Here is a 21,939-nt window from a genome sequence, read left to right on the forward strand (position 1 = left end):
ATCGTAAATTTACCCAAATTTTCAGCAATTTGCTGAGAGAATATCAGTAATTTCTCGGATATTATTCAAGGGGACTCATGGCAGGATGAGAGACAAGGAAAATCTTTTTTCGTCTCAATTAGGGTCAGCCTTGACGGCTTCTGGGAACTCCCTAAACCTTTTATCTGCAACAGTAACTCAGGACAGGAAAAATGTCATGGCTCAACTCTCAAATGCTCCACTAAAAGAAAATCCCTTTACCAGTTATCGGAATCCGCAAACGGGGGAATGGATGATTGTTTACCCGATGAATCATGGTGTGATCTCAACGCAAGGAGTGGGTGTGTCACGGGTGCGACTGGTGCCGAACTGTGAGAAAATGTCCGCCTGAGAAATTCCGCGAAATTGCGGAACAGAGGGAACTTGTGCTACGTCCGTAAGGGAATCTTTCAGTAGGACAAAGTTCTATGTTTCAGGAAGCCCAAGGGATCCCCAATCTACCGGATTTAACGCAACCTTCCCAACTGGTAGAACTGGGACAATCGGCATTGTGGGGTTTGGTGCTGTTGGTTTTGCTGTTGAGTGTTTTAGGGATTGCGATCGCCGTTTTCAATTTTTCCCTCCGTTCTGACCTTACCACTCAACGACAATGGTTAGAACAGGAGACAAGATGGTATGGTTTCGCCTTACGCGCCCTCCCCCATCTTTCCCTTGTCTTAGTGTTGCTCGTTTTCGGGTTTTTGGGTTGTAGCACCCTCAGCAAACGTTATCATTTCTGGGAACAGGCGAAAGTCGCCCAAGTCGCTCAAAGTGTGGCTGGGGAACGAATGGAACAAGCGTCTCCCCGTTTCTACTACGTCACTCAAGAGCCTTATACTTACACCACCTTTGTTAATGGTAATTTGGTGACGGTGGAAGACACTCACGAGATAGACCGTTCCTTACCCTTAACGGGTTCACAAATTCAAGTCACCCTTGAGCAAGAAGAAGATGTACAGAAAACCGGACAAACCCTCTACCTAGTGGATTTTGTCGGGGAATTTCAGGTCAAAAATACCCTTGATGAAGCCCAAGAGTTTATCTGGCAAGTGAATCCTCCCTCAGACTATAAATTATTGCAAAATTTCCGGGTAGAACGGGCAGGGAATCCCTTATCTCCTAAAGTCTCTCAACCCTACCATTTTCCCGTGTCTTTAGAGGCTGGAGAAGAAACCCAGTTTCGGGTGAGTTATAAAGCCCAAGGTGCGCCCCGTTGGGTCTATACGGCCTATGGTGAATTATTATCCAACTTTGAGTTAGCGATCGCCGCTCAATTCCCTAACGCTGATTTTGCCAGTGGCATCAAACCCACAGAAACCGTCGTCAGTGGCAACCGCACCCGCTACACCTGGACCTTTACCGAAAATGTCTCAGTCCAGAATCCCTTCGGCGTTTTTACCAGCACCCCCGCCCTGAAAAATACAGGCGTTCTGCCCCGTTTATTATTGTTAGCTCCGGCCGTATTTTTGTGGTGGGTATTATTGCTGTATCTTTCCCTCCCCATGACCTTCTCAAACATCGCCCTCATTGGGGGGCTGTTTTACGCTCACCTTCTCGCCCTAACCTATCTCAGTCGTAGTCTTCCCCCATTGCCCAGTTGGTTAGCCTTATCCGTCTTTCTCTTGGCTTTAACCTGGGGTTTAGGTCGCAAAACCCAAACCGTCACGGCCGCCCTTGTTTGTACCGTAACCGGGGTAATCCTGCCCATTCTCGGTCTATTAGTCCCTTATACCGGTTTAACCCTTGCCTTAGCGGGGTTAGGGAGTGCCACCTGGTTAGCTGTACATCATTGGTACATGGACGGGAACTTAACAATCTCTGCACGGAAATAATGAAGATCCTCTTGAGATGCGTCTCACCTCTTTAATTGTGCTTCGCTTTGCTTCAAAACTTCCTCAATTTTTAACCAAATCTCCTCTTGAAGTTTTAGATATTCTTGGAAATCTTGAGTCAAAATATGAGCAAACACTTCTAACTGAATGGTCGTTCCATTCAATTCAACTAAAGTCACTCGTTCATCCGTCACTTGCGGATGTTCATTTAGCATCTTACGCAAATTCTTCATCGTTTCGCTTAACTGTTGATGAGTGGTTTCATAAACCAAATTCAATTTACTGTTAAAGGTGTATTTATCCCGCCGACTATGATTGACAATTTGTGACGTAGAAACCACCGTATTGGGAACAAAAATTAACTTTCGATCCATCGTGCGGATCAGAGTTGCCCGTAACCCAATGTCTTCAATCGTGCCGATATTGCCTCCAAACTCACAAAAATCACCAATTTTCATGGGACGATTCACAAATAAAGTAATCCCTCCTACAATATTTTCAACATAAGGTCGCATCCCAAAACCAATGGCAATACTACTCACCCCTAAACTGGCGAAAAACGGGCCGACGGGAATTCCTACCGCTTCACTGGCATAGTATAGAACCGTGGTAGCAGCAATAAATCCAATCAGCCGGAAACAATTTCGCACAATGGTTGTTTCCAGATGTTGGCCTTTGAATTGGGGAGCAGCAATAATGGTTCTACCCACTGCATTAAAGGTTAAAAAAATAAACCATGCCCCAATCATCCCATCCACAAAAACGGAAACGGTAAGCAGCTTTTCTAAGGTACTACCTGTAATATTAATCAACCGATCAACGAAAAAGACCCAACCTGTAACCACCCCTAAGAAACCTAAGGGCAGTAACAAACCAGACCAAGCTTCCTTAACGCTATGGCTTCCGGTGTAATACCAGCCTAAAACTTTGTAAATTCCCCAGAGAATGGCGATCGCCAACAGCGTCCCTAAACCAAAGCTAACCCACTGCCAGAGTGCCTGTTCCCCAATCATCAACATAGTCCAATGAGGCAGCCAATTCGTCCACTTTGGGGGCATTAAGAAACCCGGTGTGCCGATGTAAAATTGATAAAAATTGGTCGAACTTTGACTCTTATAGGGCAGATCCTTGATCTCATCATAAAAGTCGTGTAGCTGTTCAATTGTCTCAGCCGAAAACAGAAATTGACCGGAGTTCACTCCCTCTTGAATTAAAACTAGGGTCATTTCCGTATGGGGCAGAATCCAACGTTCTAAAGACTCTTCCTCAACCTCTGGTTGATCCGGAATACTACTGAAAGGGGGCAACGGCAAACGATCTAGAATTTCCTTAAGCAAGAATGCTGACTCCGCCCCCCGATCAAAACGAATCGCGGCGGGGATTTCTGATAAATCTAGGGTTTTGACCGCTCGTTCAAAAGCTTGTTGAGCAAGATTCGCCTGTTCTCGGACGGCGGGAGAGTGGCGAAACCCTCGCTCCTGTTGACTTTGAGCCTGAGCCGCCATCAGCACGCTGTAAGCTTCATTCATGTTAGCAATGAATGCCGTTACAGTAGCGCGAGGGCTATTTGTGGCGGGGGGAGTTAACGGACTCGGGGAAGAGGTGCCGAATAGGACGGATTGACTGAGGAGAATGAGGAAGAATACACAAATCCCTTGGGTGATAAATTTTTTCAGGTTCTTCATGGATTATGAGGCTAGGGAAATCATCCGTGAAACCATTATAGGCTTGAGAAATCCTCATTGAACCTCCCATCGCTGAAAGCGAGGGATTCCCATATAGACTCTTATCTAGACCGAAGTCCCCGACAGAACGCCATTACTGGGCTGTTTGACCACGGGCGCACCGACCGCAGTTAATCCACGCTGTTTTACTATCATTGAAGCAGCAACATCCCGATCCACGGTGTAGCCACATTCAGAGCAAGAGTGAACCCTTTGAGAGAGTTCTTTCTGACCTGTCTGCTACTAACTAAATTAAAAGACTTCATGTTCCTTTTGAAGCGAGGAAAACCTAGTCCCTTGCTTTTCATGTCGTTAAACGCCCGATCCAATTTCCGCAATGTTTGCTGCATCGCTTGGGCATTACCAGACTTAAGGAAATCGTTAGTCTTTTTAGCTTGGGTTAGATTGGCAGATTGAGTAGGGTAGTTAGGATATTCAAAGGGAGCAACAATATATTCAGAACGAATAGAGCAAGCGTTAACCTGACAACTACGACTGTTAGACCAAAGCTTTCTTTGAGCCAAAGCATAGTTCCAAACAGATTGGCAGACAGTTAAATTTAATTCGATCTTCTCTGTCTGCTCTTTGGTTGGAATTATCTTATAGTTGTAAGTAAGGTTAAGCATTCAATTCTTGCTCATTGTTAGTAAGATTATAGCACAATTTTACAATTCGGGGAATACTGTTGTAATATGTCGTAATTCATCCCGTCGATAAAATCGAGGGTCTTCTTCCGACGATCAAGATAAACATGAGAAGACAAGGGGATATCTCTAGAGCATCCCGCCCTGAGTCCCGAAAAAACCGACGGCAATTGTTGCTAAGATCAATGGGATGCAAAGTTGATGTTACTGCTCATCCTGATTTTATGTCTCAACCTAATCCTATGTCCGAAGAAGAAGCCCAAAATTTACTGTTAAAACTCAGACGCAGAGAGGGATCTTGGGTAGACTGGGGACAGCGCTGCTATGCCCTACAACAAGCAGGCTATCCCCCTGAGCAGATTTTTGAGGAAACGGGGATTGAAGCCAGTTATCAAAACTTGATGAAGGTGGCCGGGCAAGTCTACGAAAGCTTGGTCAAAGAACAGGCATCAGAAGCCCTTCTCAGCTACTGCCAAGGCCCCCGGAGCGATGTGTTATATGAATTTAGAGTTTTGACCCAACCCCAGCGTTTAAAGGCCGCAGAACTGGCAATGGAGAAGGGTTTAGATGTGGATGAAGCCCATATCGTTGCTCGGGCGATTCAAGACTTTGCCCGTTATAGTACCCCCCCCGATGGGTTTAGTCCCAATCCGGGGGATGCGGTGGCTTATCAGTGTTGGAAACGGGCGAGGGCGAAAAAAGATTTACAAGAGCGATCGCGCCTCATTGCCCAAGGCCTTAAATTTGCCCAATCTCCCGGCGCAAGGCAGCAAATTGAAAAACTCCTCAGCGACTTTACCGTTGTTCCCATGCAGCGCGCCCCTCTGCTGCCCGTCTATCGTTTAGAAGCTGAGGATGAGTTACCGCGCATTATTCCCGTCGCCGGAACCTTTCCCCTCCCCCCCGATGCCCTAGCCGCCGTCGCCCCCCTAGAAGCCCTCGAACCCTTCCGCGTGGTAGAGTTACCCCAGCCTATGAGTGTTGTTCCCATTCCGGGCTGGCAAGTCATCCTCAAAGCGAGTGATCCCGTCGCGATTCTTTGGCCAAGCGATCGCCTCCCTAACCTCACCCTCGAAAAAGTCGAACCCGTCGTAGTCGTCATTGATCGACAACAACAAACTTGGGAAGGAAACAGTTACTGGTTAATTGAACAAGACGACACCCTACAAGTGCAATGGTTCCCCGAACCCCCAGCCTATAAAATTTTAGGTCAAGTTCTCTTAATTCTCCGACCCAAGAGCATTTTAGATGAGGGCAACCTCTTAGAACCCTGGCAAATGGATGATTAGCCCCTCTCCACCCCTAAAAAATCCCCGAACACTCGATTATCCATAGGTTAGGCATAGGAAAAGCGCAACCCAACAAAAGGCCGCGAAACAATCTAATTCACTCCAACGTACTACGGAAAAAGTCGATGGTTTCCTGCAAGGCCACCACAAAGCAGTCAATCTCCGCCCGGGTATTGTAGAAATAGAGACTCGCCCGAGCGCTCCCTGTGACCCCTAGGAGGCGATGTAAGGGCTGGGTGCAGTGGTGGCCTGAACGGATAGCCACCCCCTCATGATCCAACAGCGTGGAGAGGTCGCTAGCATTCAATCCGGCCACGTTAAAGGCGGCTAGGGCTGCCCGTCCTTTGCCCTCGGGGGTGGGTTGGGGGCCATAGGTTTGGAGGTCGGGAATTTCGGCTAATTTGGCGAATAAATGGGCGGTTAATTCCTCTTCGTAAGCGTGGATGCGCTCCATACCCAAGTGGGTTAAGTAGTCAATGGCGGTCCCAAGTGCGATCGCCTCCCCAATGGCCGGAGTTCCTGCTTCAAACTTATGGGGTAATCCCGCGTAGGTGGAATGATCTAAAAACACATCCTGAATCATCTCCCCACCCCCCAAAAAAGGCGGCATTGCCTCTAAAACCTCTAATTTCCCATAGAGGAAACCAATCCCCGTCGGGGCGCACATTTTATGACCCGAGGCCACCAACCAATCACAGCCAATGGCCTGGACATCAAGGGGTAAATGGGGAACACTTTGACAAGCATCAATTAACACTTTCGCTCCCACTTGCTGGGCTTGTTGCACAATTTCCTCAATGGGATTAATACAGCCCAAAGTATTGGAAACGTGAACCACAGAAACCAGTTTCGTTTTCTCAGAAAGTAGGGTTTTAAAGTGGTCTAAATCCAGTTCTTGAGTCGAGGTTAAACCGATATGTTTAATCACAGCCCCAGTTTTTTGGGCGATCATTTGCCAAGGGACTAAATTACTGTGGTGTTCCATCACCGAGAGGATAATCTCATCCCCCGGTTTTAGGGTATTGAGTCCCCAACTGTAGGCGACCAAATTAATGGCCTCTGTAGCATTGCGGGTGTAAACAATTTCATTGCGATCGCCTGCGTTAATAAACTGAGCGATTTTATCCCTTGTCCCCTCATAATTCTCCGTCGCTAGGGTGCTTAAGGTATGCGCCCCCCGGTGGACATTGGCATTATACCCCCGATAGTATTCCTCTAATTTACTCAGCACCGCTAAGGGTTTTTGTGAGGTGGCCGCACTGTCGAAATAGATTAGGGCTTTATCATGGATTCGTTGGTCTAACAGGGGAAAGTCTGCGCGGATTTGCTCGGCTAGGGTTTGTTCTTGTAAGAAGGTCATAATGAGTTTAAGGGTAAGTTTTACTGTACATCAGGGGAAAGTTTTTATTGATATTTAGCCCATTCGCCATTGCTTAAATCTCGTAATGGAGGTGAATCTAAAGCATCAATAACTAGATAATCCATTCTGTTTTTTCTGTCGTGTTACTTCAATCTTTTCGATTAGATTTTCATGCAGCAAATTGACTCCTGTAAATATACACTCATTAATTCTGTCTTCCATGACCATTTTTTCTAATTTATCAGCTATAGGAAGTGATAGTTGAATTTTAGTCACAAATTTATCGCGCTCCTTCCGGGGTAAACCTTCTGGCTTAAGTTGTTCTAACTCAGTGTTATAGATTTTTGCATGATCTTCAATGATTGGGTTGAGACTTTCTAAATTATCAGCAAAACAATAATAAACATATTGAATAGCTGACTCCACTAAAGTTTCCTGACTTAAATTGAGACTCAATTTTAAATCTCTCATTTTGTCTAATTCTGACTGAGTAAAATTAATCCTTATCCTCTGATCAATTGAGAGTTGCTCTTTGACTAATTGAGTTCCTTGTTCAATAGCATCTTGTTCTAAGTAATCGTTTTTAGCTCTATCTATTAAGTGACTTTGCTTGTCTGTCAAAGACATGATTCACCTCCTTTAATCCTCTAATAAATCTACAAAGTAATCATATAAAAAGCTCCAATTACTATAATCCCAAATATACTGACGTTCGCTATAGATGGCCTTCTGCATATCGTTTTGACAATCATCCATTGCTTTAAAGACTTTACAATGTCTTGGTTTGTCGCTCTCTTCTAGTTTGTCAACTACTTGAGTAATAGGACTTGTGGATATCCCTAAAGGTACAATAATTACACGAGGGTTAGAACCTGCTGTCCAATAGCCTCCTTGATTTTTCGCTTCAACGGTCAAGATTACCGAACTTTAGCCCCATTCATCAGGGGCTAAAGCCCAACAACGAACCTATTGCCTACTCATAGGTGCGACAAGAAACACATTGAGCGACCATTTTCCGCAATGACGGCAAGGGCAAACGATCTAAAATTTCCGCCGCAAAAGCATCAAGGAGTAAATTCCGCGCACTGTCGGCATTAATGCCCCGACTTTGTAAATAAAATAGCTCATCGGCATCAATTTGACTAATAGTTGCGCCGTGAGTACATTTCACATTATCGGCCGTGATTTGTAACTGGGGTTTGGTGTCCACTCGCGCTTTAGGAGACAATAATAAATTGCGATTGAGTTGGGCGGCATTGGTTTCTTGTGCCTTTTGGGGAACCGTTACTTTGCCGCTAAAAATAGCATGGGCTTTCTGGTCTACAATGCACTTATGGAGGTGATTGGTGGTGCCGTGAGGATAGTTTAACCACACCCCGCTATGAGTATCAGAAATCTGATCTCGCCCAATTAAGGTTAACCCGTTTAAATAGGTTTCGGTGTGTTCTCCTTTTTGCCAAACATCTAAGTTATGGCGAGAGAGTTTCGCCCCCAGATGTAAGGTGTTACAGGTGTAATGGCTATTGCGACTTTGAGCCACGGCGGTTTTACAAATATGGAAAGCATCCCCCGATTCCCGTTGCAGGAGGGTATGATTCACCCGGGCATTTTCTTCGACAAATACCTCCATCACGCTGTTGGTGAAGTAGGGGTGTTGGGTGGGGCGATCGCTACAATCTTCGGCCGTGACGCTATACTGCTCTAATACCGTCAAACTCGCCCCTTTTTCGGCCACAATTAAACCCCTCGGTAAGCAAAAGGTGGGATGTTCTTCTACACTGGTGACAAAAACCAGATGAATGGGCGTTTCTACAATTACATTGGCTTTCGCCCAAATCACCGCCACATCGGGGAATCCTGTACTGTTGAGGGCAGTAAACACTTCCTGCTCCCCCTCATGATGGGCAATGTACTTAATAGCCTCATAGGTATCTTCCAGGGGCAATTGGGCTAAATTCCCCACAAAAACCCCCTCTGGTAAAGCCGAAACGTCGGAATGTTCCGGCGAATATAAACCATTAACGAACACCAGACGACTCTGGGCCGCTTCTTTTAGGGTAAGGGGTGCGATCGCACTTTGTTGAGGAACCACCGTCTGAGCCTTCACAAACGGAGTCGCCAACAACTCCGACAAATCCGTAAAGCGCCATTCCTCATCTTGGCGCGTCGGCATTCGTTGCTGTGCCGCATCATAAGCCGCCCTCTGGCGCAATTCCTGCAACCAGCCTACAATTTCCGCATGAATTCGGATTTGTTGCCCTTCACTTTGTCGTAACAAAGCGCCTAAATACTCATCGTGCGTCATAGCTTCACTGACTAAAACAGTCGGACTGGGAGACAATTGAACAGACATTAGCCGCCTACCCCCGCAACTGCTGCCTCTTCGTCTAAGAAGTCATACCCCCGAGACTCTAGCTCTAACGCTAACTCCTTACCGCCACTGGTGACAATTTGCCCCCCGTGCATTACATGAACATAATCCGGTTCGACGTAGTTCAACAGCCGTTGATAGTGCGTAATCATAACTGTAGCATTCTCTGGGGTAGCCAGTTGATTCACACCGTTTGCTACAATCTTCAGCGCGTCAATATCTAACCCGGAATCTGTCTCATCTAAAATGGCCAGTTTATGCTCCAGCAAGGCCATTTGCAGGATTTCGTTGCGTTTTTTCTCTCCCCCAGAAAAGCCCTCATTGAGACTCCGACTCAAAAAACTGGCATCCATTTTTACCACATCCAGTTTTTCCTCAATCAAATCCTCAAAGTCAAACATATCTATCTCTTCGAGTCCCAAATATTTCCGCCGGGCATTATAAGCCACCCGCAGGAAATCTAAGTTACTCACTCCCGGAATTTCTAAGGGATATTGGAAGGCTAAAAATATCCCCCGTAAGGCTCTTTCTTCCGCTTCAAGGTTTAGAATATTCTCCCCTTGAAAAATAATTTCTCCCCCGGTTACTTCATAGTCAGGGTGTCCCGCTAAAACCTTAGAAAAGGTACTTTTCCCTGAACCATTGCGCCCCATAATGGCGTGAATTTCCCCGGCTTTCACTTCAAAATTAACCCCTTTTAAGATCGGAGTTCCGTCTACACTTGCCGTCAAGTTTTTGACCGATAAAATAACTGGGCTATTTTCTTGAATCATGATGGTATGGGATGAAAATAAGAGATTTGAAGAGAGAAAACATTCTATTTTCCCTCCCGCCAATTTGCTGGAATAGCCAAGGCTTTACAGCAAACTTTAAACAATTTGTCAAGTCATTTTTTAACAATCAAGGAGACAAGACTATGCCCCAAAAATTAGAGTAAAACCGCTCTAATTTTGCGCCATTAACCTACAGTTCCTTCTAGCTTGAGACTCAACAGTTTATCCGCTTCTGCTGCAAATTCCATGGGCAATTGATTAAAGACATCTTTACAGAAACCGCTAATCAACATAGAAATAGCATCTTCTGCACTAATTCCCCGTTGAGCAAAATAGAATAATTGGTCTTCCCCAATCTTAGAAGTGGAGGCTTCATGTTCCACCTTAGCGGAATTGTGTTCCACTTGGATATAGGGAAACGTATTCGCTTCGGCACAGTCCCCAATTAACATGGAATCACACTGAGAATAGTTCCGTGCGCCCACGGCTTTGGGTCCCATTTTTACTAAGCCCCGATAGCTATTTTGGGAGTTTCCGGCGGAAATTCCCTTAGAAATAATCGTGCTACGGGTGTTTTTGCCAATATGCACCATTTTAGTTCCGGTGTCTGCTTGTTGCTTGTTGTTGGTTAGGGCAATGGAATAAAATTCCCCGACAGAATTATCCCCAACTAACACACAACTGGGGTATTTCCAAGTAATCGCGGAACCGGTTTCTACTTGAGTCCAAGAAATCTTAGAATTGACTCCTTTACAGAGGCCCCGTTTGGTGACGAAATTATAAATTCCGCCCTTGCCGTTTTCGTCTCCAGCGTACCAGTTTTGAACGGTAGAATATTTAATGCTGGCGTTATCTAAGGCCACTAATTCCACGATGGCGGCATGGAGTTGATTGCTGTCATACATGGGGGCGGTACAGCCTTCTAAATAGCTCACAGAAGCCCCTTCTTCGGCCACAATTAACGTCCGTTCAAATTGCCCGGTATCCCCGTTATTAATGCGGAAATAGGTCGAGAGTTCCATAGGACAGGTGACTCCTTTGGGAATATACACAAAGGAACCATCACTAAACACGGCGGAGTTGAGGGCGGCAAAGTAATTATCGCCCACGGGTACCACGGAGCCTAGGTATTTTTTAACTAACTCGGGATGCTCATGGATGGCCTCGGAAATGGAACAAAAAATCACCCCCGCTTCTGCCAGTTTTTCTTTAAAGGTGGTGGCAATTGAGACACTATCAAAGATGGCATCAACGGCTACATTACTTAAGCGCTTCTGTTCAGATAAGGGAATCCCTAGTTTCTCAAAGGTTTCGAGGAGGGCGGGATCGACTTCATCCAGACTTTTTAATTTTTCGCCTTTGGTTTTTGGGGCAGAGTAGTAGATAATATTCTGATAATCAATGGGGGGATAGCCCACGTGCGCCCAAGTGGGTTCGCTCATCTTTAACCATTGGCGATAGGCTCGCAGACGAAACTCCAGCATGAATTCCGGCTCGTTTTTCTTGGCGGAGATGAGACGGACTACTTCTTCACTCAGCCCCCGTGGGATGGTGTCAGTCTCAATGTCGGTGATGAAACCGTATTTGTAGGGCTGGTTAACTAAGGTTTTAACAGATGTAGCAGTCATTGGGCTTTTGGTGTTCTCTCAGTGATTGAATTTACGGCGATTAGAATTTACGGGGACTCCGGTTAAAGCGGCTCGGTTTAGCGTGTTCTCTATAGGGTGGGAGTAAATCCCCTTGGGGGGTATCTCTCTTTGTCCTTTGGTCTAGTATAGAGGGGAAAGATTTAAACAACACCTTGGTTGTTTAACTATCTTTAGGCTACATTAACAACAAAGATGTTGTCAAAGTTCTTTAGAAAGATTTTTTGTAGTCCATCACGCTCAGTCAACCACGAAATCATGACCACTACTCAGCAAGCCTCCACAAAACAGGATATTCTGCGCTATCTCCTCAAGCAAGGTCACGCGACGGCTCAACAGCTAGCGGATGCGCTGGAGATTAGCCCCCAAGCGACGCGCCGCCATTTGAAGGATTTGGAGGCGGCCCAGTTTATCCACCATGAATTGATTCAGGTGGGGATGGGGCGGCCTCAGCATAAGTATTTTTTGAGTCGTCGCGGGAAGGAACAGTTTCCCCATCGCTACGGGGAGTTTACGGTTTCTTTTCTGGATACGCTGTTGGAGACGGTGGGGGAAGAACAGGTGGGGGTGGTGTTACGGAAGCAGTGGGAACGGAAGGCGGCGGACTATCGCGATCGCATTGGCTCAGGATCTTTACGGGAACGCCTAGAAAAACTGGTCAGATTGCGCCAAGAAGAGGGCTATATGGCAGAGTTGCACGTTCTGGAGGAAGCGGGGGAGGAAACCGGGTATATTCTGGCGGAACATCATTGTGCCATTTCTGAGGTGGCGGAGTCTTTCCCCACTGTCTGCGGCCACGAGTTGGAGATGTTCAGCGCGGTTTTGCTCGATTGTACGATTGAGCGCACCCACTGGCTCAATGATGGTGAACATCGTTGTGGGTATTTGGTTAGGGTGGGTTGAACTGGTCAAGATTGCCGATTTCCCATTCCCCCCGAGTGGGTAAACTTCCATAAAAAACCGGAGAGGAAATTAGTAATGATATGCGCCACAATCGGCACGAGTAGGTTTTGAGTGGCGATCGCACTATAGCCCAACACACACCCGATCACCGTGGCCCAAATCATATAGGGCCACTGTTGTAGTGTACTCATGTGTAAGATGCCAAACAGCAGACTAGAGATAATTAAAGCCAGCCAAGCCCCCCCGAAAGCGGGCAACATCACTCCCCGAAACAGTAACTCTTCACTTAATCCCGGCAGAAGTCCCAACCAAATTAAATCCGGCCAGACGAGGGGTTTTAGCACTAACTGAAGGTAAAAGTTAGCGCTGCGACGGTAAGGCTCCCAGAAGCGATAAATCAGGCTACTGAGAAGGCTAATCCCAAGGGCTATCCCCACCCCCACGGCGAGACTCTGCCCATTAAACCGAATGGGCATTAGGGACACATTGCCCAAGTATTGCCAAACCCGAGAGACGACCAACAAGACAAGGGCTGTCACCCCCATTGCGACAAGGACTTGAGTACGAGTTAACGGTTCTATATCTGGTTTTTGAGTGTGATTCACAAGTTTTCGGGAGAAGTAGTCAAGAGCTAGTGATGAAGTTTTATAATTTATCATTAATCGTGGAAAGGGCTGTCGGAGCAATCCCAGCCCGGTAACAAGCTAACACGCCCAAGGCTTCTAGATAGGAGTTAACCCGAATGGCTTTAATTCCTAACGGTTCTGGGGGGACTTGCATCCGAGTCTCATTCGCCCCTACAGCAATGACGAGAGTATGGCTCAACGCGAGGGTTGCACCCCCCCCGCAAGCATTAGCTGGAACTACGATAGCATCGACGTGATCCGCCCAAATTTGTTCGGGGGTTCTGTTTTGACCTGCGGTGACGAATTGGGGGGCGCGGGCGAGGCCGACTAAAACACAGGGCAGGAAGGTATAACCCAACTCCTCGGCGGCTGCCCGGGGGGAGAGTTGGGGGTCTAGGGGCAGGGGGGAGAGGGCTGGGGCGTGGGCGCAGGGGATTTTAAATTGGCGAACAATCAGATGAGAAATGACGGCTTCGGCTCCGGCGAGGGGGTCTACTCCTGAACCGTGGCGGTAGTTTTGCAGGGCGGTGCTTTCGAGGTCATCGGGGAAACGGGCAACAACGGCGATCGCATTAACTCGGCTTTGGTGGATTAATTGTTCCGCCGCCCGCAGAAGACTGTCGGGACGGGCAAGGGTTCCCCAACTCGCACCAGAAGGGGCTGTGCGCAGTTCTACACCTAGGGGAGCGTCGGTGAGGATGTAATCGGTCACGGGCAGCCCTAGGGTGGCTTTGGTGGCTTCTGCGGCTTGAATATGGCGCAATTGCAGGTCCGGTTCTATGCCGGAGTCTAAAATTAAGCCCACACGGTTCTGATGAACTGGTTGCAGGCCCCAATGGCCTTGGGCAAATTGATCTAAACCGTAGCCTTCCACATAGAAGAGATGGGGGCTAGACCAGTAGAGTTGTGCGCCGTTGAGGACATTGGGATGCGTGATCAGGCGATCGCAAATTTCCGCCATTGCCCGCGCCACAGGTAGAGCATCCCCCGCATAGCCCCCAATCGATGCACCGACTCCAGTTGGTACAATTAAAACCGCCGTTAATGGATGTTGTTGTTTCACAAACTTTTTATCAAAATTCGGTACAAGATGGGCTAATTTTTCGGTTTGTGTCATTAACCTCTAAACTGAACGGTTTTGGACTCGTCGGGATCATCGCCAGATTTTTGATTTTGGCGATCGCCAATTCCCTCGGTTTCCCGTTTCCCTAAACAGAGGGAAGCGAATCCTTTTCCGGTAAAACCAGACGGCGAATCTGACCCACAGTACGGTAGAACTTGCCATTGCTGGATAATTCCACCTCATCCACCACATAAAGCGCCCCAACTTCTCGGATACTGCGGGGAAATTGCACATTCAGTTCCCGATTGTACCCTTGAGAAATCACCCGAATTCGCAACTTTCCCGATATCTTCTCGCCGCGTAACAATACCGCGCTTGGAATTTCTGTAATGGTTTTGGAATCCTCGGGATCATCGCCAGATTCTGGATTCTGGCGATCGCCCAATAGCACCGAATCCCGTTTAACATAGGTGATAACTCCCGCACCATCAACATAAGTATACCGATCAAGATAGCCAAAATAGTCCTTTCCTTGTCGGATAAAAACCTCACTCGCTCGGCCAAACTGCCCTCGATTAAACCCCCCATTAAACCCAAAGCGTTCCGTTTGTTTCCCATTGACCCAAACCATTTTCTGGAAGTTTCCCCGCTTGAATACAAGGTCAGGTCCTGCATTCTCGCGACGGTATTGGCTCAAATAATTAAATTCTACTTCCTCTGCTTTGATGGTTTCCTCTTCCTCTCCTTGGAGTGCTGAAGAGTCATAGGTGAAAAATCCGGTAAACTGACGATCTTTCATGGATCCTGACAAAATATTCACTGTGAAATCATAAGTGATTTTTTCTTGTGCTTGAACCATTGTCTCTCCGTGTTAACTCAATCTTGCTCGGGGAAAGTATCAAGATACCCTAGGTTTATTTTAAGCCATCGGACGTACTACGCTCTTCTTAACCTGTGCTACCGTTAGACATTGGACTCCACCACGAATGACCCATCTGAATCTAACAATCTTGATTGATTCTCGGCAAATTTCTGAGAATTTGAGTTATTTTGGCTAAAATTGGCTAAGTTTTCCGCTTCTGTAGTTAACCCTCTTCATTCAAAGACAATATGGTTCTTGCACTGACACAAAACACCGCACGACAACGGGAAATCCTAGAAATTGTGCTAGGCAATGGTTGGGACTATATGCGCGGGATTTTAACCGTCGGGAAAGCCGATGAACCGCAAATTCCCCCTCCAGAAGTGCTACGCAATATTTTGGTCGAACTTGGACCGGTTTATGTCAAGCTCGGACAACTGCTCAGTACCCGTCCTGACCTACTCCCCCCTCGTTATATTGAAGCCCTCACGGCACTACAAGCCAAAGTCCCCACCATTCACTGGTCGGAAATTGAACAGGTCATCCGTCAGGAATTACATCGACCCATTGAAGAGGTCTTTATTACCATCAATACCAATCCCATCGCCGCCGGTTCCATTGCCCAAATTCATCGCGCTACACTCAAAGATGGTCAAGAAGTGGCGATGAAAGTCCAGCGACCGGGCATTGAGACGATTGTGGCTCAAGATACGGCCTTGATCAAGGCGATCGCGGAATTAGTCGGGGCCACCGAGGTAGGACGGGATTATGATGTCGTCTCCCTCGCCGAAGAATTCACCAAAGCCCTACAAGCTGAACTAGATTTTACCAAAGAAGCCCAATATACCGAAGAATTGCGCCAAAACCTCTCAAAAACGCGCTGGTTCGACCCGAAAGACCTCGTAATCCCCAGTATTCACCGCCATCTCACCACAAAAAAACTCCTCGTGATGGAATGGCTAGAAGGTCAACCCATTCTAGAAGCCCCCATCGTCCCCGCCGATTATAGCCGAGACGGAGAACAGAAGCGACGAGAAGAGATCACCACCCTGTTATTCCGGGCTTTTTTCCAGCAGATGTTTGTGGATGGCTTTTTTCATGCCGACCCTCACCCCGGCAACATTTTTTACTTGAAAAGTGATCAAGTTGCTCTCATTGACTGCGGTATGGTCGGCCGTTTAGACCCCCGCACCCAGCAAATTCTGGTCGAAGTTTTATTAGCTATTGTGGATCTTGATGCCAAACGATGCAGTCAACTCACCCTAGACCTCTCAGAATCTAGCCAATTGACGGAACTTGCTCGACTCGAACAAGATTATGAAAAAATGCTGCGTAAGTATTATAACGTCAGCTTGTCCCAAATCAATTTCAGTGAGGCCTTTTATGAGATTTTGCAGATTGCTCGGGCGAATAAGATCAGAATGCCGGGAAATTTAGGCCTCTATGCCAAAAGTCTAGCGAATTTGGAAGGAGTTGCCCGAGGATTTAACCCTGAAGTCAATTTATTGAATGAATTCAAGCCCCTTATGACGGATTTATTTAGTCGTCAACTGTTTGGGGACAATCCCTTGCAAACAGCTTTAAGAGCCGCTTTAGATATCAAGGCGTTATCGTTACAAAGTCCCCGACAATTTGAAGTGGTTTTAGATCGTCTAAGTTCAGAAACACTCCAATGGAATCTAAGAATTCGTGAATTGTCCGGGTTACGTCGCAGCATTGATGATTCAGCCAATCGTCTTTCTTTTAGTATTGTGGTGGGGTCTTTAATTATGGGCGCAGCGATCATTTCTACGGGCGCTCATACCCGTCAGTTAGCGTTACTGAGTGATGTGTTATTCACGGTGGCCACTTTGTTCGGGTTATGGTTAATTATTAGTATTTTGCGTTCGGGCTATTGGAAGTAATACAGAAATTAGTCTTTCTCCCTAAGCCCTATTTAGGGTCTGCTGAATATCCCTCCAAGCACTGTTACTAGGGCTTTTAGCGGGTTATACCAAATTAAATAGACTTGAGGGCAAAAACCTGAATTTCCCCTGTTCCCTAGCCCAACGAGTAGAGTTATGCAGCAAGTCCTATTTAGTCGCAACTACGGCTAGATTCCAGCACATTCGTTTCAAGAAAGGCAATTTCTTCAAAACTCGATCGAGTCGTTCTAAGCGAGTGTAAAGGGGCTTAAGTCGTTGTTGTTCTAAAATAATCTTTTTCCAGTATCGTTCCTGATTGGGGTTGACCTTTTCAATCAGATAAAATTGTAGAAAAATCCAGAGACTGGCTAACCAAAAAGCATCATATTGAACGTGAGTAAAGCGCGATCGCACCGTTTGCACAATCTGGATATCTAAGGGCGTTTCATCCTCCGTGCGGACTTCTGTGGCCATGCGGCGGTACACATTAATCACCGGATTATGCTTTAGGGGATCCCAAAAACAAGCTTTCCCCCCCGGTTTTAAGACGCGGTGCATTTCCCCTAAAACGATTTTTGGATTGGGGATATGGTGCAATAAATTGGCCGCGTAAACAATATCAAAACTCTCGTCAGGAAAGGGGAGTTCCATCGCATTTGCAACAGATCCCTCTATGGAAACGTGGTTTTTGGCCGCGAGGTGCAGCGCCACTTCTACCATACCGGGGGAATAGTCCGCCGCGACACAATGCGCCCCTTTTTTAGCAAAATAGACGCTGTTCTCCCCAGCACCACACCCGAGATCAAGTAATTTTTTACCCTGCACCTCCCCCAAATGATGCAATATAAAGCGATTTTCTGGGGCTGTACAGGCTTCAAAGTAGTCCCGGACTCGGATTCCGTCCACATCAATGGTCGAAGCCCATTGATCGTGAAATTGTCGTTCTTTCTCTAAAAAATCGTTGGACATTAGTTTTTTCTGGAATTTTAGCTCATCGTTGGGAAGCCCCGCACTGTACCCGTAGGGTCGGTGTCGGGAGGATGTCACCACCTACCATGATGGTTCATTGCTCCCCACACCTAGGCCAAAAAAATTTTTTCAACATCTTGACACAATCCCGGAAGGATCTGCTATGATGATCAAGGCAAGCACGCAATGGGGTGTAGCCAAGTGGTACGGCAGCGGATTTTGGTTCCGCCATTCCTAGGTTCGAATCCTAGCACCCCAGTTTTAAAAAATAAATGAAAAGTCAAGTGGGTTTATCAAAATTTGGTATTTCGGCCCCTGATATTTTAGCCTTAGATTTTGATGGTGTAGTTTGTGATGGGTTGCGGGAGTATTTTCAAACCACCTGCCGCGCCTATGAGCAGTTGTGGTCTGTTCCTGTAATTAAGCCTTTAGGGGAGTACGCCTCACGGTTTTATCGTCTGCGTCCGGTGATTGAGACGGGCTGGGAGATGCCTGTATTGCTCCGGGCTTTGGTGCTGGGACGGGGGGATGAGGAGATTCTCCAACACTGGCCCGATGTCTTGGGGGAGATCGTCGCGGGGGAACGTTTGGATAAACAGGCGATCGCCCATTGTGTGGATAAAGTGCGCGATCGCTGGATTGAGGAGAATCTAGAGGAATGGCTGAGTCTCCATGAGTTTTACCCCGGTGTGTTGGACAAATTACGCCACATCCTGAGTCAAAACACCCCACAACTTTATATTGTCACCACCAAAGAAGGGCGTTTTGTTCAGCGTCTGCTGAGTCAACAAGGAATCGAGATTCCCAGCACCTCAATTTTGGGTAAAGAAGTAAAGCGCCCCAAATACGAAACCTTGAGGCAACTTATCCATGATGCCCCCCTCTCTAGACCTTGTTTATGGTTTGTGGAAGACCGTCTCAAAGCCTTACAAGATGTTATCACCCACGGAGGGCTAGAGAATATCCAATTATTCCTAGCCGATTGGGGTTATAATACCGCCCCCGCCCGCACCCAAGCCCTCCAAGATCCGATCATTCATTTACTCTCTTTAGACCAGTTTGGAGGAGATTGGTCAGGATGGGGCCAGGGGTATTAATCGCGACAATTTAGCCCACGAGGTTGGGGAAAATTGAATCCAAAAATCGTAAAAATACATTGTTGAGAAAACTGACTACTACTGTCCCAAGCAATGCACTCCAAAAGCCAAATCTAAGCCGGAAACCACTAATTAGGCTAGCCGCTAAGGCAAACATCAAGGCATTGAGAATCAAGGTAAAGAGTCCCAAGGTCAGGAGGGTAATCGGGAAAGTCAAGAAAGCTAAAATCGGTCGAATCAGACCATTGAGTAGCCCTAGAACTAGACCTGCGGTAATGGCTTTCTCTGTGCTTTCGATTTCCACCCCAAAGGGCAACCGAGCGATAATTAATAAACTAAAGGCGGTGACTAATGCTGTCACCAAAAAAGCAATAATGCCGCCCATCTGTCAAAATCCTCCAGATACAATATCCCCATTGTACCAAAAGGCTTCTGTCTGCCAGTTGATGAACTACCCCGACTCAATCAACGTGATGAGGATGCAAGGTTTCCAGTCCATATTCCCGAAAAAAGAAAGGAACAGAAGTTAGACTTCTGTTCCTCCCCAGTGAAACCCAGCCACTAACTAGGACACTATCCAGCTATGAAGACGTAGACCGAGGGCAAAAAGTTGCCGGATGGGGAAATATTTTCCAAAAACCCTATACAGTAACGGTTTCAAGCTCAGAATGAGCCACTTGTCCCAACAACTGGGTGAGGGTTTCTCCCTCAATCACCTCCGACTCTAGAATTTGTTGGGTAATAGTTTCCATTAAGTCCCGATTCTGGCCGAGAATTTGTAAAGCGTGTTGGTGCGCTTGTTCGACAATTTCTTTCACTTCCTCATCAATGGCCTTAGCGGTGGCATCGCTGACATTACGACGGGGATTCATCATCCCATCGCCTAGGAAATTATTCTGTCCGCCTTTTTCGTAAGCTAAGGGGCCTAATACCTTACTCATGCCGTAGGTTGTGACCATGCGTTCCGCCAAATCTGTCGCCCGCTGGAGGTCGTTGGCGGCCCCGGTGGTGATGCTGCCGAAAACAATCTCTTCGGCGGCACGTCCTCCGAGGAGGGTGGCGATTTGATTCCGGAGTTCCGTCTCATTCATTAAGAAACGGTCCTCGGTGGGCATTTGTAAGGTGTAGCCTAGGGCGGCCATCCCTCGCGGCACGATGGAGATTTTGGCGACTTTTCCGCCACCGGGGAGGGCTGCACCGACGAGGGCGTGACCAACTTCGTGATAGGCGACGATTTTTTTCTCTTTATCATTGAGGACGCGGCTTTTCTTCTCTAGTCCGGCCACAACGCGCTCAATAGCTTCGGCAAAATCGGCTTGACTGACGGTTTCTCGTTGGTTACGGGCGGCGAGTAAGGCGGCCTCATTGACGAGGTTGGCTAAATCAGCGCCTGCAAAACCGGGGGTTCTGGTTGCGATCGCCTTTAAGTCTACATCATTTCCGATCTTCACCTTCTGGGCATAGATTTCCAGAATCTTCAACCGTCCCCCTAAATCCGGTCGGTCTACCAACACTTGACGGTCAAAACGACCGGGACGTAACAAAGCCGGGTCTAAGGTTTCCGGTCGGTTGGTGGCCGCCAAAACAATCACTGTCGCCCCTCCGGCCGCGAAACCGTCCATTTCCGTTAACAACTGGTTTAAGGTCTGTTCCCGTTCATCATTGCCCCCCATAAATCCCCCATTTGCCCGGGATTTACCAATGGCATCTAATTCATCAATAAAGATAATACAAGGCGCTTTTTTCTTCGCCTGTTCAAACAAATCTCGCACCCGGGCAGCCCCAGCCCCGACGAATAATTCCACAAACTCAGAACCGGAAATACTGAAGAACGCAACCCCAGCCTCCCCAGCTACCGCCTTGGCCAGTAAGGTTTTCCCGGTTCCCGGCGGCCCGACTAATAACACCCCTTTGGGAATGCGCGCCCCAATGTTTAAATAGCGTTCGGGGTTTTTCAGAAATTCCACAATTTCCTCTAGTTCGGTTTTCGCCTCTTCCACCCCCGCGACATCCGCAAATGTCACCTTAGTGGCATCATCTTCTACATAGACCTTGGCGCGGCTTTTACTAATCGATAGCGCCCCTTGAGGGCCACCACCCCCCCGACCTAGGAAAAACTGCCAAATCCCGACAAAAATTAGGGGCGGAATCACCCAACTTAGGATACTGCCTAGCCAGTTGTTCCCTTTCGGTGGGGCTGCCGCAAATTCTACCCCGCTATCTTCTAAGCGTTGGGGTAATTGCAGGTCAAAAATGGGAGTCGTGGCGAGGATTTCCCCCGGTTTATCCTCCACTCCTTTGAGTTGATACCGGATTTGGTCTTGGGTGACATAAGCCCGGGCTACTTCTCCATCACTCACCTGGTCAATAAAGAGACTATAGGGAACTTGGGGCGGTTTAGAGGCAAAGAGTTGAGGGAAGAAAAGGTTAATTAATAAAAAGCCTGTCCCAGCCAGTAACAGAATATTGCCGACTAACCGCGTCCAAGAGCGTTGGGGGGTGTTTTTAATGCTCATCGTTTGGTAAATCCCGTTTTTTATCTGAATTTTCCACAGGAGACAATCTGTAATGAATCGTTACCTTTTTATTCTTACAGAAAATAGTCGGTTGGGTGGGGTACGGTTTTCCCATCCTCTCAGCATTTATACTTATTTTTAGCAGCTAAGGATGGGATGAATGGGGGCAGTTTTACGCACTGTTAAGACTGTGAAAAAAGGTAACAAAAATCTGGCTGAAATTCTTGCCATACCGTTGACAGATTGAATTTTATTATGTTACAATCGAACCAAATCGATACAAGAGTCAGCTTAATCCAGCTAGCTCCAAAATAGGAGTCAGTCCTAGGATAGGTGCAAGGC

The 21,939-nt window shown here is 47.1% G+C and carries 20 protein-coding genes and 1 tRNA gene; 7 read left to right on the forward strand and 14 right to left on the reverse strand.

Features of this window, described 5'->3' with window-relative positions; genetic code table 11:
• Window positions 1–196: 196 nt before the first annotated feature.
• Window positions 197–370 (forward strand): hypothetical protein, encoded by a 174-nt coding sequence (locus SPI9445_RS30360; protein ID WP_017303863.1) that lies wholly within the window; start codon window positions 197–199, stop codon window positions 368–370.
• A 76-nt stretch (window positions 371–446) separates the two neighbouring features.
• Window positions 447–1,850, forward strand: a complete 1,404-nt coding sequence (locus SPI9445_RS0106170) for a hypothetical protein (RefSeq protein ID WP_017303864.1) — start codon at window positions 447–449, stop codon at window positions 1,848–1,850.
• A 23-nt stretch (window positions 1,851–1,873) separates the two neighbouring features.
• Here SPI9445_RS0106170 and SPI9445_RS0106175 read toward each other — a convergent pair whose 3' ends face one another.
• Window positions 1,874–3,535 carry a mechanosensitive ion channel family protein gene (locus SPI9445_RS0106175; RefSeq protein WP_017303865.1) on the reverse strand — a complete coding sequence of 554 codons (1,662 nt, stop codon included), beginning with the start codon at window positions 3,533–3,535 and terminating at the stop codon, window positions 1,874–1,876.
• Window positions 3,536–3,726: 191 nt separating this feature from the next.
• On the reverse strand, window positions 3,727–4,200 hold the full coding sequence (locus SPI9445_RS24540; RefSeq protein WP_017303866.1) for a helix-turn-helix domain-containing protein: 474 nt from the start codon (window positions 4,198–4,200) through the stop codon (window positions 3,727–3,729).
• Between the two features lie 242 nt (window positions 4,201–4,442).
• Between SPI9445_RS24540 and SPI9445_RS0106185 the strand changes: the two genes are divergently transcribed.
• On the forward strand, window positions 4,443–5,507 hold the full coding sequence (locus SPI9445_RS0106185; RefSeq protein WP_017303867.1) for a RuBisCO accumulation factor 1: 1,065 nt from the start codon (window positions 4,443–4,445) through the stop codon (window positions 5,505–5,507).
• Window positions 5,508–5,604: 97 nt separating this feature from the next.
• On the opposite strand, the gene SPI9445_RS0106190 is transcribed toward SPI9445_RS0106185, so the two are convergent.
• The 6 genes from SPI9445_RS0106190 to sufB all read right to left on the reverse strand — a co-directional run bounded on the left by SPI9445_RS0106190 (window position 5,605) and on the right by sufB (window position 11,639).
• The gene (locus tag SPI9445_RS0106190; protein ID WP_017303868.1) at window positions 5,605–6,867 is read right to left on the reverse strand and encodes a SufS family cysteine desulfurase; all 1,263 of its coding nucleotides are present in this window, start codon (window positions 6,865–6,867) and stop codon (window positions 5,605–5,607) included.
• A gap of 105 nt (window positions 6,868–6,972) precedes the next feature.
• Complete coding sequence (locus tag SPI9445_RS0106195) at window positions 6,973–7,494, reverse strand: hypothetical protein (protein ID WP_017303869.1); 522 nt, start codon at window positions 7,492–7,494, stop codon at window positions 6,973–6,975.
• A 12-nt stretch (window positions 7,495–7,506) separates the two neighbouring features.
• Window positions 7,507–7,782, reverse strand: coding sequence for a hypothetical protein (locus tag SPI9445_RS24545; RefSeq protein ID WP_052646626.1), 276 nt, complete (start codon window positions 7,780–7,782; stop codon window positions 7,507–7,509).
• 58 nt (window positions 7,783–7,840) lie between these two features.
• Window positions 7,841–9,220 carry a Fe-S cluster assembly protein SufD gene (gene sufD, locus SPI9445_RS0106205; RefSeq protein WP_017303871.1) on the reverse strand — a complete coding sequence of 460 codons (1,380 nt, stop codon included), beginning with the start codon at window positions 9,218–9,220 and terminating at the stop codon, window positions 7,841–7,843.
• The gene (sufC, locus tag SPI9445_RS0106210) at window positions 9,220–10,011 is read right to left on the reverse strand and encodes a Fe-S cluster assembly ATPase SufC (protein ID WP_017303872.1); all 792 of its coding nucleotides are present in this window, start codon (window positions 10,009–10,011) and stop codon (window positions 9,220–9,222) included. The genes sufD and sufC overlap by 1 nt, the downstream gene beginning before the upstream one ends.
• A 185-nt stretch (window positions 10,012–10,196) precedes the next feature.
• Window positions 10,197–11,639: a Fe-S cluster assembly protein SufB gene (sufB, locus tag SPI9445_RS0106215; RefSeq protein ID WP_017303873.1), complete on the reverse strand. Its 1,443-nt coding sequence runs from the start codon at window positions 11,637–11,639 to the stop codon at window positions 10,197–10,199.
• Window positions 11,640–11,915: 276 nt separating this feature from the next.
• Between sufB and sufR the strand changes: the two genes are divergently transcribed.
• Window positions 11,916–12,560 (forward strand): iron-sulfur cluster biosynthesis transcriptional regulator SufR, encoded by a 645-nt coding sequence (gene sufR, locus SPI9445_RS0106225; RefSeq protein WP_017303874.1) that lies wholly within the window; start codon window positions 11,916–11,918, stop codon window positions 12,558–12,560.
• A gap of 5 nt (window positions 12,561–12,565) precedes the next feature.
• On the opposite strand, the gene SPI9445_RS0106230 is transcribed toward sufR, so the two are convergent.
• From SPI9445_RS0106230 to SPI9445_RS30870, 3 genes are all read right to left on the reverse strand, one after another.
• On the reverse strand, window positions 12,566–13,105 hold the full coding sequence (locus tag SPI9445_RS0106230) for a CPBP family intramembrane glutamic endopeptidase (protein ID WP_017303875.1): 540 nt from the start codon (window positions 13,103–13,105) through the stop codon (window positions 12,566–12,568).
• A 100-nt stretch (window positions 13,106–13,205) separates the two neighbouring features.
• Complete coding sequence (locus SPI9445_RS0106235) at window positions 13,206–14,303, reverse strand: DUF3326 domain-containing protein (protein ID WP_017303876.1); 1,098 nt, start codon at window positions 14,301–14,303, stop codon at window positions 13,206–13,208.
• A gap of 91 nt (window positions 14,304–14,394) precedes the next feature.
• Window positions 14,395–15,108, reverse strand: a complete 714-nt coding sequence (locus SPI9445_RS30870) for a hypothetical protein (protein ID WP_017303877.1) — start codon at window positions 15,106–15,108, stop codon at window positions 14,395–14,397.
• 251 nt (window positions 15,109–15,359) lie between these two features.
• Between SPI9445_RS30870 and SPI9445_RS0106245 the strand changes: the two genes are divergently transcribed.
• Complete coding sequence (locus tag SPI9445_RS0106245; RefSeq protein ID WP_017303878.1) at window positions 15,360–17,015, forward strand: ABC1 kinase family protein; 1,656 nt, start codon at window positions 15,360–15,362, stop codon at window positions 17,013–17,015.
• Between the two features lie 168 nt (window positions 17,016–17,183).
• Here the strand turns inward: SPI9445_RS0106245 and SPI9445_RS0106250 are convergent, their stop codons facing one another.
• Window positions 17,184–17,984: a class I SAM-dependent methyltransferase gene (locus tag SPI9445_RS0106250; RefSeq protein WP_017303879.1), complete on the reverse strand. Its 801-nt coding sequence runs from the start codon at window positions 17,982–17,984 to the stop codon at window positions 17,184–17,186.
• A 187-nt stretch (window positions 17,985–18,171) separates the two neighbouring features.
• Between SPI9445_RS0106250 and SPI9445_RS0106255 the strand changes: the two genes are divergently transcribed.
• Window positions 18,172–18,243, forward strand: a tRNA-Gln gene (locus SPI9445_RS0106255).
• Window positions 18,244–18,256: 13 nt separating this feature from the next.
• A complete protein-coding gene (locus SPI9445_RS0106260) occupies window positions 18,257–19,081 on the forward strand; it encodes an HAD family hydrolase (RefSeq protein ID WP_017303880.1) in 825 nt (274 codons plus the stop codon).
• Between the two features lie 10 nt (window positions 19,082–19,091).
• Here SPI9445_RS0106260 and SPI9445_RS0106265 read toward each other — a convergent pair whose 3' ends face one another.
• Window positions 19,092–19,466 (reverse strand): phage holin family protein, encoded by a 375-nt coding sequence (locus SPI9445_RS0106265; RefSeq protein WP_017303881.1) that lies wholly within the window; start codon window positions 19,464–19,466, stop codon window positions 19,092–19,094.
• Between the two features lie 256 nt (window positions 19,467–19,722).
• On the reverse strand, window positions 19,723–21,597 hold the full coding sequence (ftsH4, locus tag SPI9445_RS0106270; RefSeq protein ID WP_017303882.1) for an ATP-dependent zinc metalloprotease FtsH4: 1,875 nt from the start codon (window positions 21,595–21,597) through the stop codon (window positions 19,723–19,725).
• Between the last annotated feature and the right edge of the window lie 342 nt (window positions 21,598–21,939).

It is taken from the genome of Spirulina subsalsa PCC 9445 (genome assembly GCF_000314005.1).
Taxonomy (GTDB): domain Bacteria; phylum Cyanobacteriota; class Cyanobacteriia; order Cyanobacteriales; family Spirulinaceae; genus Spirulina_A; species Spirulina_A subsalsa.